13 protein-coding genes are annotated in these 13,383 nt (G+C 65.7%); 5 read left to right on the top strand and 8 right to left on the bottom strand.

All coding sequences use genetic code 11. The annotated features are described in order from the left end of the window. The first annotated feature begins 20 nt into the window (after window positions 1-20). A complete protein-coding gene (locus tag AC5Y49_RS23195) occupies window positions 21-206 on the top strand; it encodes an ESX-1 system-associated protein (protein WP_499891719.1) in 186 nt (61 codons plus the stop codon). 656 nt (window positions 207-862) lie between these two features. Further along, window positions 863-1,789, top strand: a complete 927-nt coding sequence (locus tag AC5Y49_RS23190) for an ESX-1 system-associated protein (RefSeq protein ID WP_499891706.1) — start codon at window positions 863-865, stop codon at window positions 1,787-1,789. A 1,001-nt stretch (window positions 1,790-2,790) separates the two neighbouring features. On the opposite strand, the gene AC5Y49_RS23185 is transcribed toward AC5Y49_RS23190, so the two are convergent. Beyond that, window positions 2,791-3,336: a hypothetical protein gene (locus tag AC5Y49_RS23185; RefSeq protein WP_499891704.1), complete on the bottom strand. Its 546-nt coding sequence runs from the start codon at window positions 3,334-3,336 to the stop codon at window positions 2,791-2,793. Here AC5Y49_RS23185 and AC5Y49_RS23180 point away from each other — a divergent pair. Further along, window positions 3,335-4,102, top strand: coding sequence for an EspK C-terminal domain-containing protein (locus tag AC5Y49_RS23180; protein WP_499891702.1), 768 nt, complete (start codon window positions 3,335-3,337; stop codon window positions 4,100-4,102). The two genes, AC5Y49_RS23185 and AC5Y49_RS23180, sit on opposite strands and share 2 nt — an antisense overlap. Window positions 4,103-4,126: 24 nt before the next feature. On the opposite strand, the gene AC5Y49_RS23175 is transcribed toward AC5Y49_RS23180, so the two are convergent. The 6 genes from AC5Y49_RS23175 to AC5Y49_RS23150 form a co-directional block, all read right to left on the bottom strand. Next, window positions 4,127-4,471 carry a YbaB/EbfC family nucleoid-associated protein gene (locus tag AC5Y49_RS23175; RefSeq protein ID WP_499891699.1) on the bottom strand — a complete coding sequence of 115 codons (345 nt, stop codon included), beginning with the start codon at window positions 4,469-4,471 and terminating at the stop codon, window positions 4,127-4,129. Beyond that, entirely contained in the window at window positions 4,468-6,030 is a 1,563-nt protein-coding gene (locus AC5Y49_RS23170) for a PPE domain-containing protein (protein WP_499891697.1), read from the bottom strand. The genes AC5Y49_RS23175 and AC5Y49_RS23170 overlap by 4 nt, the downstream gene beginning before the upstream one ends. Before the next feature lie 39 nt (window positions 6,031-6,069). Further along, window positions 6,070-7,458 (bottom strand): type VII secretion protein EccE, encoded by a 1,389-nt coding sequence (gene eccE, locus AC5Y49_RS23165; RefSeq protein WP_499891694.1) that lies wholly within the window; start codon window positions 7,456-7,458, stop codon window positions 6,070-6,072. Next, window positions 7,455-8,804: a type VII secretion-associated serine protease mycosin gene (gene mycP, locus AC5Y49_RS23160; protein WP_499891690.1), complete on the bottom strand. Its 1,350-nt coding sequence runs from the start codon at window positions 8,802-8,804 to the stop codon at window positions 7,455-7,457. The genes eccE and mycP overlap by 4 nt, the downstream gene beginning before the upstream one ends. Window positions 8,805-8,948: 144 nt before the next feature. Beyond that, a complete protein-coding gene (locus tag AC5Y49_RS23155; RefSeq protein WP_499891687.1) occupies window positions 8,949-9,290 on the bottom strand; it encodes a GNAT family N-acetyltransferase in 342 nt (113 codons plus the stop codon). After that, complete coding sequence (locus tag AC5Y49_RS23150; protein WP_499891686.1) at window positions 9,280-10,275, bottom strand: pirin family protein; 996 nt, start codon at window positions 10,273-10,275, stop codon at window positions 9,280-9,282. The genes AC5Y49_RS23155 and AC5Y49_RS23150 overlap by 11 nt, the downstream gene beginning before the upstream one ends. A 137-nt stretch (window positions 10,276-10,412) precedes the next feature. Here AC5Y49_RS23150 and AC5Y49_RS23145 point away from each other — a divergent pair, with 137 nt between their 5' ends. Together AC5Y49_RS23145 and AC5Y49_RS23140 are read left to right on the top strand one after the other, a co-directional pair. Then, on the top strand, window positions 10,413-11,246 hold the full coding sequence (locus tag AC5Y49_RS23145) for a type VII secretion target (protein WP_499891684.1): 834 nt from the start codon (window positions 10,413-10,415) through the stop codon (window positions 11,244-11,246). 1 nt (window position 11,247) lies between these two features. Continuing rightward, window positions 11,248-11,928: a hypothetical protein gene (locus AC5Y49_RS23140; RefSeq protein WP_499891682.1), complete on the top strand. Its 681-nt coding sequence runs from the start codon at window positions 11,248-11,250 to the stop codon at window positions 11,926-11,928. Between the two features lie 10 nt (window positions 11,929-11,938). On the opposite strand, the gene AC5Y49_RS23135 is transcribed toward AC5Y49_RS23140, so the two are convergent. After that, complete coding sequence (locus AC5Y49_RS23135; RefSeq protein WP_499891681.1) at window positions 11,939-13,318, bottom strand: acyl-CoA dehydrogenase family protein; 1,380 nt, start codon at window positions 13,316-13,318, stop codon at window positions 11,939-11,941. Window positions 13,319-13,383 lie beyond the last annotated feature (65 nt).

Here is a 13,383-nt window from a genome sequence, read left to right as displayed (position 1 = left end):
GGCCATGAACAGCCGACAACATCGAACGGCTTGGTCGACGCAGCAGCAACTCGATCGTGCAAGACTTCGCATTTCTGAGCGCCGTGTACATGCGTGCTTACGTTCAAGGACTGTCGACCTATGTTCCTTCCAATAGCTACTTGTCAGCTACAGCGAATGTGACAAAGGAATTGGTTAACCAGGCCTGCTTGGCGGTTGGAGGTTAGATAATGGCGGTTGCTCCACCGTCCGGCGATTGCGCTGTGCAGATGATTGATTGACTCTGGCCGGAGGTCGATGAGGGCTAACTGCAAGCACGCTGCGAATGTTTTCTCACGGGCCGGTTCGCGACTCGCGAAAGCGATCGAGAATTGGGCGCGTGAGCACAACATGATTTCCAGCCGGGATCTGCTCAAGTGCTACGCCTGATGCTGGAGGCGGGCGCGGCTGTGCTGCATAGCCGCTGCACCAGGCAGCGTTAGTACATCCGCCCGACCGTAGACGGCGCTTGCCGGAGTTCGTGACGTGCGCACGTAATAGTTTTTGGTGCGCCAGACCGCTCGGTTTGTCGCCTAACCTTGTAGGCGACGGTGCGCAGAGTAGCGTCAGGCGCTCAGCTTGGCGGCCTGAATCGTGAACCGTGAACAGACGTGACCCGGAGGTATGTGTATTGAGTGTGCCGCCGCAGGGCCCGTGGCAATCCCCACCGCCCGGATCTGGCCAGCCGCCCTGGCAAGCATCCGGGCAGCCCGCACAGGGCCCGCCATATGGGCCGCCGCCCGGCCAGTATCCAGGTTGGCCGCCGCCTGGCCCGCCAAAGAAGAGCAACGCCCTGAAGTGGGCGTTGGGCGTAGTCACTCTCGTCGCAGTCATCGCAGTCGCTGTGGCGGTGACGTTGGCTTTCACCCGCCACGGTTCAGACGAAGGACCGGCTAATGGAGGCAATTCGCGCCCGGCAGCGGGGATCGCCAGCGCGAACGATACCGGCCCAGTCGCCGTTATTACCGATGAACCGACCTGCGACAAATTCGTACCCATCAATTACGGTTTTGCCAATCAGGGAGAAAATGGTTGGAATGACCGCGATCCGTCAATACCGGCGACGGACTGGAGCCCAGAGCAGCGCGTCCAATACGATGCCATGGGATCCACGATGCGCAATACCGCAGACCAGTTCGTGGCTTTGGCCAAACAGACGCCGCACCGGGTGGTTCGCGAGATCTACGAACAGTTCATCGCTTACGCGCGAGCCTATGCTGACAGGATCCCTACCTATACTGCTTCGGACAATCAATTAGCGCTGGTGGCTCTGCAGGCATCATCAGCGATGTACGCAGTCTGTACCGCCATTTCACAAGGGTCGGCAAGTACGTGGGGGCCATCGGTCCCAGAGGCGCCAATGCCGTCGCATCCCGCTGCGATCGATGATCCGGCTCAGCCGCAAAAGTTCCTCATGGCACGCGATCCCATCTGCAACGACTGGACGTCATTGGCGAAGCAATACGGTACAGATATCCAGCCTTGGACAGAACTTGATTCCCGGATCCCTGCGACCCAGTGGACGCCCGAGCAACGTGCTGTGATCGACGCGGTGAAGCCGGTGATGTCGACCTTCGCCAACAATATTCAACAAGAAGGCCAACGCACCGGCAATCCGATAGTCCAAGACTTTGCATTTCTGAGCGCAGCGTATATCCGCGCGTATGTCAAAGCGCTATCGACGTACGGCCCGTCTGATAGCTATTTGTCCGCTGCAGCTAATTTCACGAAGGAGATAATCAACCAAGCCTGCTTGGCGGTTGGAGGCTAGATAATGACGATTGCTCCGCCGTCGGGCGATTACGCTACGCAGATGACTGATGGGTTGTGGCCAGAGGCTGACGAAGATCAGCTGCAGGCTCGCGGCGATGAATTCTCCCGTGCCAGTTCCCAGCTTGGTCAGGTGATCGAGAATTGGGCGCGTGAGCATCACATGATTTTTCATGATGGTGTTTGGTCGGGTGGCGCAGCAAGTGCGGCCGACAATGTTTTGCAGCGGCGACTTAACTTGATGCAGGATATGCGGAGTAAAATTGACGCCGCCGCGAAGTGGTATCAGGATGCGTACCACGCGGTGCGCGATGCCAAAGACCAGATCGTCCAGACTGTGCATCATCATCAAGACGCGATCGGCCGCCTTGCCGATAACGACCAGGATCGTGACACAAAGATCGAAAACGAGATTACCGCGGCCTGGAATGAGAATTCGGAAACGGTGTCCAGTGCAGGTTCCAAACTGGGCCTCTCGTTGGAGATGCCGGAAACGCCGCCCAAAATTTCTGACGTCGGCAGACCAGACGGCGAGGCGCTGGCGGATGACGCACCTATGGAACCTGCTGCGAATACAGGCGGACCGGCTACCAGCGCCTTAGCGGGCCCGCCACCAGGCGCGACACCCGTGCAAGCCGCAGTGCATACAAGCGGGCCCGCTAGCGGCGCCTTTGCTGGTCCACCGCCTGGAGTTGCGCCTGTGCAGCCGGCGGGAAATACAAGCGCTCCCTCCAATCTCCCCGCAGGCGGTGCCGGGCCCAATCCCGGCGCGCCCGGCCCAGCAGGGCCCGGCATCTCGGCCGCAGCATCTGCGCCGCGACCCTCGATCCCGTCCGCTCCGAGCGCCGGCGGCACGTCCTCCAGCCCGACCGGTGGTTCGCAGTGGATGGGGTCGTCTGGTTCTGGAGGCGGGCAAAGTGCGGCGCCCACGACGCCAGCTGCTACGCCGCAGGGCATGGGCGATACCTCACCGTCGCAGGCGGGTTCGGGCGGCCAGCCGACTCAACCGGCGGCGGGCAATCCCGACGCAGGCATCGCGGCGGCTGCGGCAGCAGGATCCGCATCGCCGGCGGTGTTGCCCGCCTCCGCTGGCGCGGCGTCTACAGCTGCCGCCGCGGCGTCGGCCGCTGCCGCTGCCGGTGCGCCATCCGTGGCACCGTCGGCACCGGTCGAGCACACCGGGGGCGCGGTGTCGGCTCCACGCGGCCACGCCATCGACAGCAGCGGCGGTGGCGGCTTCGCCGGTGGTGGCGGCGGGGGAGTCAGCATGCCCTCAATGTCGTCGGGTTCAGGGGGCAGCGGCTCGGCGCCCATGCCATTACTGCCGCCGGCGACTCCGCCGCCGGCAGCACCGGTGTCACCAGGTGGCGGCACCCCGGGCGCACCCGGCACGCCGGGCGGCCCCGGTGTACATCCGGCCTCCGCCACCGGCGGTTCCTCCCAGGGCGGTATCGGTGGATCGATGACCTCGTCACACGCCGACGCCGCGCCAGCGCCGATCCCGGTGTCGTCGGCGCGGGCGCAAAAGGACGCAGTCGCTGATGCCATGAACCGCCGTGGTGGCGGCGACGCTTTACGGGCAGCCCGCCGCCTCGGTGCAGCACTCAACGCCCCCGATTTGCTCAACAAAGGCGATTTCCAGTTCTTCTGGATCACCGCTGTCACCAACGACGGCCAGATCGTCGTCGCCAACAGCTACGGAATGGGCTACATCCCCGAGCCGGTGGCGCTGCCCGACGGTGTTCAGCTGGTCTCGGTCGATGCCACCGTCCCGGCCGCCGAGCGGGCCCGCTGGGCCACCTACCCGATGCTGGCCATCCAGGGCTGGGCGGCCGCCCACGACACCACGATGCGGGCGGTGATCGCCACCGAGGCGCAATTCCGCGAGTTCGATCCCGGCGTCTACCGGGAGGTGCTGCGTGACGAAGACATCCCTGCCAGCGGCAAGATGACCGGCCGGTCGAGGTTAGAGGTGGTGGCGCCCGGGCAGGCGGCGCAACTGGCCGGGGTCAGCGACCTGGGATTGATCGACATGTTGCCGCCGGCCCCGGTGGACACCAATCCGCCGGCCGACCAGCGCGGCACGCTGTGGTTCGAAGTGATGAAGCACCTCATGAGCAGCGATCCCGATCGTGGGGCGCACCATTTGCAGGCGTTCGTCACCTACGCCGCCCATGCCCAGGAGCTGGCGCTGTATCACGCTCACACCGCCGTGCACGCAGTCGAGCAGCGCTCGGCGGTCGCCGACTGGCTGTACTGGCAACAGCTGAGCATCCTGATGGCCGAGGCGCTGGCCGGATCCGCCGCGCCCTAAGCGCACCAGAGGCGGCCTCGCCGGTCAGTTTTCGGACGTGTCGCTCAGCTCATCGGTGATGTCGACCAGTACCGCATCAAGACGCTCCCGATCAGCTTCGATCGACGCGACGGCTTGCGTGGTCGCGTTTTGCAGCGCTTCGTTGACCCGCTGCTCGACTGTTTTCGATCCCAACCGCAGCGACCCGGCCTTGATGAACACATCGGTGAGCCAATGATGTCCGTTGAGAGTCACTTCGACGGTCTCGGATTCGTCTGTGGCCGTGAACTTTTCGGTCTCCATCTTGTGCAGCTGCTCGTCCAGCGCGGACTGTAGTCGCTGCGCCTGCTTCAATACCGCTGCCACGTGCGGGTGCATGTCCGAGGTCATTTCGACTCCTTGCCCTCTTTGGCATCCGGCACGTCTTTGCGACGACGGGCACCGATGACCCCCTCGGTCCAGGACCGATCCTCCTTGTAGAGCTCCTCGTCGGGAGAAAGCCCCGGCGCCCGGCGTCGTTCCTTACCTTGGCCCTGACCGTGACCCCCCATCGGCATACCCCCCATGCCGCCCCCCATGGCGCCGCCAGGCATGCCTTGGCCTGCTTGCGCTCCCGGCCCCGCTTCGGCGGCATTCGCCGGCGCGACTGCGTTGGCGCCTACCGCCGGCTGCAGCGGCGAGCGTGGTGCGCCGCCACCACCGCCTGCCCCGCCGCCGCCATGTGCAGCGGGTTTGACTGCGGGCCCCTTGGGCAGGTGCGGCGTGGCCTTCGCCGCGGCCGGCATACCGCCTGGCATCCCCCCGGGCAGGCCGCCCGGCATGCCGCCGGGTTTCCCGCCACCTTGGCCGCCACCTTGGCCGCCGCCGGGCATACCGCCGGGCGTACCTCCGGTTCGTGCGGCTGCCGGTTGCTGCGGGGTGACCGGCTGACCCATCGGCGACGGTGCACCACCCGGTGCGCCACCGCCGGGCGTGCCGCCGCCGCCCCCGGGGCCAGCGCCGCCCGTGCCGGGCTGTTGTGCCTCGTCGTCTCCGGCCGGTACCGCCCGCCGGCGTGGGTCGCCGTTCGTGTAGACGGGTGTGGCTGGAAGGGCCCCGTCGCGAGGTTCGGGCGGTGAGACCTTATCGATGGTGGCGGCCGACTCGTACTGCCCACGTACGTGTTCGGACGCCGCGTACAGCTTGAGCAGCTGCTTGGCGATTTCACCCTTCTGCTCGTCGGTCGTCTCCGACGACTCCATTTGCTTTTTGAGCTGCTTCCACTGCTCGGCTATCGGGGTGTGCGCCGCACGTGCTGTGGTGTGGGCGTCGGCGATCTTGTCGGCTTCAGCGGCGAGTTCCTGCCAGGAACCGGCGAGGCCACTTAACCACCCGCCGAATTCGTTGAAACGTCCATATGCCTCCTCGGCGGCGGCGCCCTCCCAGTCGCGGATCTTGACGTGGAAATGCTGGGCTGCTGTCTGGAGATTGCTCGCGATAGTGCGCCAATGGCCGGCCACCGCGCGAAGCGCGGCTCCCTGATCGCCGTTTGCCAACTCGTTCTCTATTTCTTCCGGGTCACCGTGGGCGTGACCCGCTTTGGTCGGCATCCCCGGTGCGGTGGGATGTGGCGGCGCCGGGATCGAGCAGTCGTCGGGCTTGACCGCGCCGCTTGATATCGGCTTGCCCGCGTTGATCTCGCTGGTAGCCCGCAAATCCGTTTCGTCGTAGGCCTTCGCCACGTGATAGAGCGACTCCGCCAGCCGCTTCCCTTCGGTGACACCCCAGTTCTGGTACTCCCACAAAGACTGTGCGCTGCGCACGAGATTGGCGGTCGCGTCCAGGGAGGTTTTCAGCGTGGATGGCGGCGTGATCGGCGGCTGACCTGATGGGTTGGCCCACTCGATCCCGTTGATGTCGTTCGCCTTGCCCCGCAGGTCATTCGTATCGACTCTGAGTTCTTCTCCCATACTTCCTCCTCGGAATGCGCCGCCCCGCAAGCCCGGTAGCTAGTTCTCCAGCGCCGTCTGGAAGCGACTTTCCTCGCGCGGGTGAATCAACCGGATCGGCAATTGACGGTGGCGCGGTGTGCCGATGAAGTTGTGCCGAAGAATGATCCTGCTCAAACCCCGCTGCGGGCCAAGGTAGGTCGTCGCGTTCGGCCACGCCACCTTGTTCACCGAGCCGATGCGTGCGTTGACGTAGCCGGCGAACTCCCGAAACCGCGGTTCGAGCGTGACGACCGCCCCGGCCGCCGCCGAGCGCACCACGAATTGGGTGAACAGTCGCGCATCGCCCAGGTTGATGCTCACGTCGATGTCGTCGAACGGCATGTAAACGGGGTAACGCTCAGTCGTCTCGCCGACCAGAACACCCGCCGACCCGATCGGCAATTGGTAGTGCTTGTCGCTGACCGGCGTCTGACCCTGGATTGCGGCGCGTTGTCCACCGAACAGACACGAAAATCCGCGCGGTGTCTTGGGATTGGCCAACGTGGTCAACAAAACGGTCGACTGCGGCGCCATGCCGGGAATCAACCGGACCCGGGTGATGGTGTGGTCGGCGCGTGCCGACCACCACACGTCGGGACCGCCGGGAGCGGTGTAAGCCGCGGTGAACGCGCTGCGCCCTTTGATCGCCGACCACGTCTCGCGTTCGAAGCTGATCTCGGTGGCCTGATCGAAACTGTCGAAGCTGCGTGCGCACCGGGCATCGATGCCATGGCTGGCCAGTTGATCGGCGATTCGCGTTGTCGATGCCACCAGATACCGCGCCAGGCCTGCCAGACCGGTTGCCCGGCGCTGCGCGGATCTGCGAGTCGTCTCAGGGTCGGCACGCAGCACAATCCACGTCCGGCGGTTTGCCGGAGCCGGATAGGGGCCGATCACCTGTTGGTAGAGGCCCACCACGTTGGCCGGAGCCGTCTTACCCACTCGATATCCCGCTGAGACGACGTCGGCATCCAAATCGGGGCAGTGCGCCGCCACCAACTGTTCCACCAATTCGGTGTCCACCACGTCGTCGGTTTGGGCCTCCCCGTTGAGGATGACCGTGGGCGTGAATGGCCGCGGGATCAGCTCGATGACCGAAACCAAATGGTCGCCCTGCCACCGCACCGCCACGTGATCTCCGGGCATCACCGTGGCGCCCACGGCGGGCTCCGAGGGCGGATCGGGAGCGCTGCGGTGCCGGCGCCGCCACGAGTTCAGCGCCGCTACCCAGCCGGTTATGCGCCTGCCGCGGATGGTGACCACCGACGCCAGCACCACCAGCACCGCCAGCGTTATTCCGGCCCACAGGTAGCCCAGGCTCATGAATGCCGCAATGCATGCCGGCGCCAGCGCCGCTGCTACCAGTGCATGGCCGCTGGTGAATCGCAAAGACACTGCGCTGCTCATCGGCGCCTCAACGCTCGTCGGGTCAGCGCACCGAGCCCCATGATCAACGCCAGGGCCGCTGCCCCCACGACCACGATGGTGATCGGGCCACGGTCCGGCGGCGGGATGTACACCGGCGGCGGCAGTTGCTTCACGTTGTACGGAGCCTTCTTAGCGCCGACCGGAACATCCCAGGTCAGCGCGGCGACGGGATCGATGACACCCGCGCCCACCGTGTCGTCGGCTCCGCCGCCGGGGTGTCGTGCGGTGGCGGTGATCCGGTTGATGATCTGCGCCGGCGTCAGGTCGGGAAACCGCTGCCGCAACAGCGCCGCCACCCCGGAGACGTACGCCGCGGAAAACGACGTGCCGGTGATCGGGATCGGGCCGTCTTGGCCTTGCAGCGCATTGACCGGCGCGCCGTCATAGCCGAGCGCGACGATATTCTCCCCCGGCGCCGCCGCGCCCAGCCATGGCCCGTGCATCGAAAAGTTGCTCGGTATCCCGGTCTCACCGATGCTGCCGACCGTCAAGACCAACGGGTCATACCACGCCGGCGTGACGATGGTCTGGACCTGCTTCCAGCCACGCGGATCATTGGGCACCGACGGGTCCGGCGGCGGGTTCTGGGTGCAGTCCTGGCCGGTGTTGCCCGCGGCGACGACGATCACCGCGTTTTTGACGTTGACCGCATAGTTCACGGCCGCACCCAGCATCGACTCATCGATCGGCCGGGTCACCTTGACGCAGGCGGCCTCGCTGACGTTGATGACGTTGGCGCCGAGATTGGCGGCATGCACCACCGCGCGGGCCAGGCTGCGGATCGATCCGGCCGTCCGGGTGGTGTTGGGATCGTTGGGGTCGACCTGGGCGCCCTTGGGCTGGAAAGCTTCTGACGTCTGTCGCAGCGAGATGAGCCGCGCCTCGGGTGCCACGCCGACGAAACCGTCGGTGGGGGCCGGTCGTCCGGCCACGATCGAGGCGGTCAATGTCCCGTGGGAGTCGCAGTCGGACAGCCCGTTGCCGCCGGCGTCGACGAAATCTCCACCGGGCTCGGCGGGCACTCGCGGTGAGGCGTTGACCCCGGTGTCGATCACCGCGACCGTCACCCCGGCGCCGGTGGCGAATTTCTGCGCCTCGGCGACGTGCAGGTAGTCGTTGGCCCACGGCGCGTCGGCGAATTTCGCATCCGGGAATGACGTCGGCGCCGAGCAGATTCGGCGCTGTTCCATCGGCAGGTCCGGCCCGGTCTCGTCCGGCGGCATGGCGCCCGGATCGATTGCCGGAGGTGCGATCGCCACGGCCGGCGGCGCCGTCAGCAGCCCTAGTGCCAACGCCGCCACTACTACGGCGATACGCCGCACCATCGACTGCCCCTTTCGCCTGCTGGCCTGGTCAGACCGGCCGCCGGTAGAGCAACATAGTCTCACCCCGTGACGGCGTGCAGGCACCCGGTAATCCTAAGGCGGCGCAGACAACGCTGGTTCCGGTTTTTTCGCTCGACGAGCCGGTTAGCCCGTCGGGAGAGTCTCCGCCCACCGCACGATTTCGGGCGTGACCGGGTCGGCGATGTCGGCGAATTCGGAATGCTTTTTGAGCACGCCGGCCACCATGTCGCACACCGGGACGACGTGTTTGCCGTCGGCGCGCGTGGCTTCGAGCGCTTCACGCACCAGGATGGTCGCCAGGCCGCGGCCGCCGAACTCGTCGTCGATTTCGGTGTGGTAGAAAACGCGCTGGTTGTCCCGGTCGGCGACGGCGGTATGCCCGACGGTCTGGCCGTCGACGGCGATGCTGTACTTGCCGTCTGCGGCGCTGACCGTGGTTTGGGCGCCGGTCTTATCAGTGGTCATGGTGCTCCTTTCTGTCCGGCAGCGGGCGCGGCCGGAGCGTGGCGTTCGGAAGCGGAGGCGCGGGCAGGCGTGCGGGAGATCCCTGGTAGCCCCCGACGGCGCCGAAACGCTGATCGCCTGCTTCCCACAGCCGGCGATACTCGACGATTTCCTGGTGGCTGCGACCGACGAAGTTCCACCACATCACCAGTTGCTCGGTGAACGGCGTGCCGCCCAACACCAGCGCGCGGGCCGGTCGGTCACCGGCGTTGCGCAGCTGCAGCGACGAGCGAGCCGGGCCTTGATAGCCCAGATCGGCGACGTTCAGCGCGATCCCAGCCAGGTGGAGAACGCCGTGGTCGCACAGCACGCCGTGCTCGAAGGCCGAGTCGACGTCGAGCAACACCGCGGCGCCGGCGTCGAGGTCGATCTGGGCGCCCAGTAGCGGGGTGAACGTGTGCACCGGTGAGCGGCTTCCCGCCAGTGCGCCGAGAAAAACCCGCGCGGTGCCGCCGGGCAGTGCGACGGCTTCGGGAACATAGTGGACGAAATCGCGGGCGGTGTCGCGATCGGAGTCGGGCAGGGCCACCCACAGTTGCGCACCATGCAGAATCGGAGCCGTATCGGCGTCGACCGAGACCTCGGAGTGGCAGATGCCCGCGCCGGCCGTCATCAGGTTCAGTTCGCCCGGCCGCACCCGTGCCAGCATGCCGGCGCTGTCGCGGTGTTCGATTTCGCCGCTGAACAACCAACTGACGGTTTGCAGACCGGTATGCGGGTGCGGCGGCACATCCATACCGGACGAGTGGCGCAGATCGTGCGGTCCGTAGTGGTCAGCGAAGCACCAGGCGCCGATCAGCGAGCGCTGCCGCTGCGGGATCGTGCGCCGGACCCCGATGGCTCGCGGCCCGCCCAACGGCACCTCGCGCGGGTGCAGCACCTCCACACCAGCGACTTGTGTAGCGGCACAGGCGACTTCAACGGGTGCGGGATCGAGATTACTCATCGTTCAACGTTCGTGCGTTGGCGATACGGGCCGATACCTCGACACTACCCGCGGATGAACACGGCCCCGCGGTGTGCAGGTGAGGGATTGTCCTTTGGTGTCGGAACAGGGCGTTGAGATGCCATAGGATTTCTCGAATGGCGCAGAGCTTGCGTGTCGATCCAGCGGTTCTCAGATCAACCGGATCTGTGCTGGCGAACGTCGGCGGCGACCTGTCCGGAATGGGTTTGGGTCCCGCGCTGAGCGAGCTGGTCGGCGCTATGCGCGGCTTTCAAAGCGGCGCTGTGTGCCAACAGGCAGGGACGGCGATCGACGAGGCATGTAAACAGGTGAGCAGCGACTTTTCTCAACTGGCGGAGAAGTTGCGGTCGGCGGCCGAACAGTATGAGCATGCCGACGAGCAGTTGGGCGGCGGTCTGGACAACGCCGCGCATGAGATCGACGGCAAGCACGCCGATACCCCGCCACCGCCGCTGTCGGTGCCTGCCTCGCCCGCTAATCACCCGGCGCCGATTCCGGTGGGTCACGTGGACTACGACCAGGGCAACGCCGCGGGCGGGGCCGAGGCCACCCGCGGCTACATCGACGAGGCGCTCGACAAGCTCGGCATCACCGATCTCGCTGCGCGACAGCGCTGGATGGACGGGTATACGACCATGACCCTCCGCGAGTCGAGCTATGACCCGAACGCGGTCAACGACTGGGATATCAACTCAAAACCGCCGAATTCAACCCATGGTGTCTCCGACGGCTACGGGAACGGCTGCTCGCGAGGCCTGGCGCAATGTATCCCCGCCACGTTCGCGCAATACCATCAGCCGGGAACGTCGAACAATATCTATGATCCTGTCGCCAATATCGCCGCGTCGATGAACTACGTCATGGGGCGCTACGGCGTCGAAAGGGACGGGATGAATCTGGCTGCGCTGGTGCCGCAGGCCAACCCTGACGCAGATCCTCAGGGCTATTGAGGTGGGGCCGAAGAGCTTTCGGTGCGCCGCAGCTCTGACGCTGTGCCTGATCGTCGGTGCGGTCGCCGAGTCGGCGGTGAGTGCAGCGGCGACCGCAGTGCCCGCTGCAGCGTGGATCAGCACCGCCCGGCTGCCGCTGGACGACACCCAGCACTGGCCAAACTTGCCGGATATCGCAGAACCACCGACCGACAATGCCTTTCGGATCGAGCAGCTGTGCCGGGTCGATGCGCCCGAACACCGATTGGTGGATGCCACTGGTATCGATGCCGGACGCGCCGGCGTGGACCGGGGCCAAAGCACATGGTCGTTGCAGCAGCAGATCGTTCACTACCCCGGCGACACCTGGCGAATGGGGCAAACCGCTGATGCGTTGTTCAATTCGTTGCGAAACACGTTGGACAACTGCGATTCGACCGCGCCGGGTGCACAGGTGACGGTGACAACTCCGCGTTCGCACTGCCCGAGCAGCCAACGCGGCGGTTGCAGTCAGATAGCGGCTACCGTCGACGTCCCGGCACAGCAGACCAGCGCGCATGTGTATCTGACCAGTGTCGGCAGTTCGGTGACCGAGTTGACGGTGTGGTCGACCGGCACACCGAGCGTGGCTTGGACGGATACCAGCGACGAGGGTGTGTTCGCCGCGATGAATCCGCAATTGTGCACGGTGTGGGAATGCTGACCGGCGCTCGCTAGCGCGGCGGCCGGAGCGCTTTCATCGCGATGCGCTTCACTGGTTCGGGGATTCGGTCCTGCACTGATAGTGCGGCGCTGGCCGCACGTGAGCGCAGCGGAGTGCCGCGGCCGAACATGCGGTTCAGCGGACCGCCGGACGGCTCGATCTCGAAATGCAGCGGCAGCGCTCCTTCCGATGCGCCCAATGCCTGCGAGATGACGATCCGCTGGATTTCACTGGTGCCCTCAAAGATGGTGTACAGCTTGGCATCTCGGTACCACTTTTCCACCGGGTGGTCGGTGATGTATCCCCAGCCACCCATCGTCTGAATGGCCCGTTCGGTAGCTCGAACGGCGGTTTCGCTGGCCGCCATCTTCGACATCGAGCCTTCGCCGCGGTTGAACGCGATCCCGTTGGCCGCCATCCACGAGGCCCGCCAGGTCAGCAGTCGAGCGGCATCGATCTGGGTGGCGATTTCGGCCAGCGGGAACGCGATGCCCTGGTTGTCGATGATCGGCCCGCCGAACGCCTCGCGCTGGGTGGCGTAGGTGGTGGCGTATTCCAGCGCCGCACGCGCAATTCCGATCGCCTGGGCAGCCACCATCGGGCGGGTCTGCTCGAAGGTGCCCAATGTCGCCGAGCTCGAACGCTTGCCGCCGGCGGCGGCTTCGCGCGCCTTGGCGAGCTTGTGCTCGAGTTTGTCTTGCCCGCCAAGCAGATTGGCTTCCGGGATGCGGACTCCGTCGAAGCGTAGTTCTGCGGTGTGCGACGCGCGGCACCCCAGCTTGTCGAGTTTGCGCACCAACTCCAGCCCGGGTGTGCCGCCCGGGACTACGAACAGCGCTTGACCGCGGTGGCCGAGTTCTTCGTCGACAACCGCGTTGACCACATGCACATTGGCGATACCGCCGTTACCGATCCACATCTTGTGGCCGTCGATGATCCAGTCGCTGCCGTCGCGCCGGGCCGTGGTCCGCAGATTGCGCACATCGCTGCCGCCCTCGGGTTCGGAGATGGCCAGGGCCGCGAGTTTGAGGTCACCGGGCTCTCCGAAGCACTCGGGGGCCCACTCCAACATCTGCTCCGGCGACGCGGCCTGGCCGATGGCCGATAGCGCCAACGCCGGCATGACGATCGCCAAACCGATTCCGGCGCAACCCCAGAACAGCTCCTCCATGAACATCGGCAACGACAGGCCGGTCGGATCACCGATGAGGTCGCGGTAGAACAGTGGGCTGTAGAAACCCTGCTGGGCCGCTTCCTCCAGCACCGGCCACGGAAATTCCTGGCGCTGGTCGTAGTCGAGTGCAACGGGGCGGATCACCGATTCGGCGAATTCGTGGGTGCGCTGCGCCAGGTCGTGCTGTGCAGCCGTCGGTGTCAAGTCGAAGCTCATCAGTGCGCCCCTGCGGTCACAGCGTTCGGCCCGATGTCGCCGATCACCTCGTCCGAACTGTTGCC

It is taken from the genome of Mycobacterium sp. NGS62, from assembly GCF_059812285.1.
The sequence above is the reverse complement of the archived record's forward strand: the minus strand, read 5'-3'. Positions and strand labels throughout refer to the sequence as shown.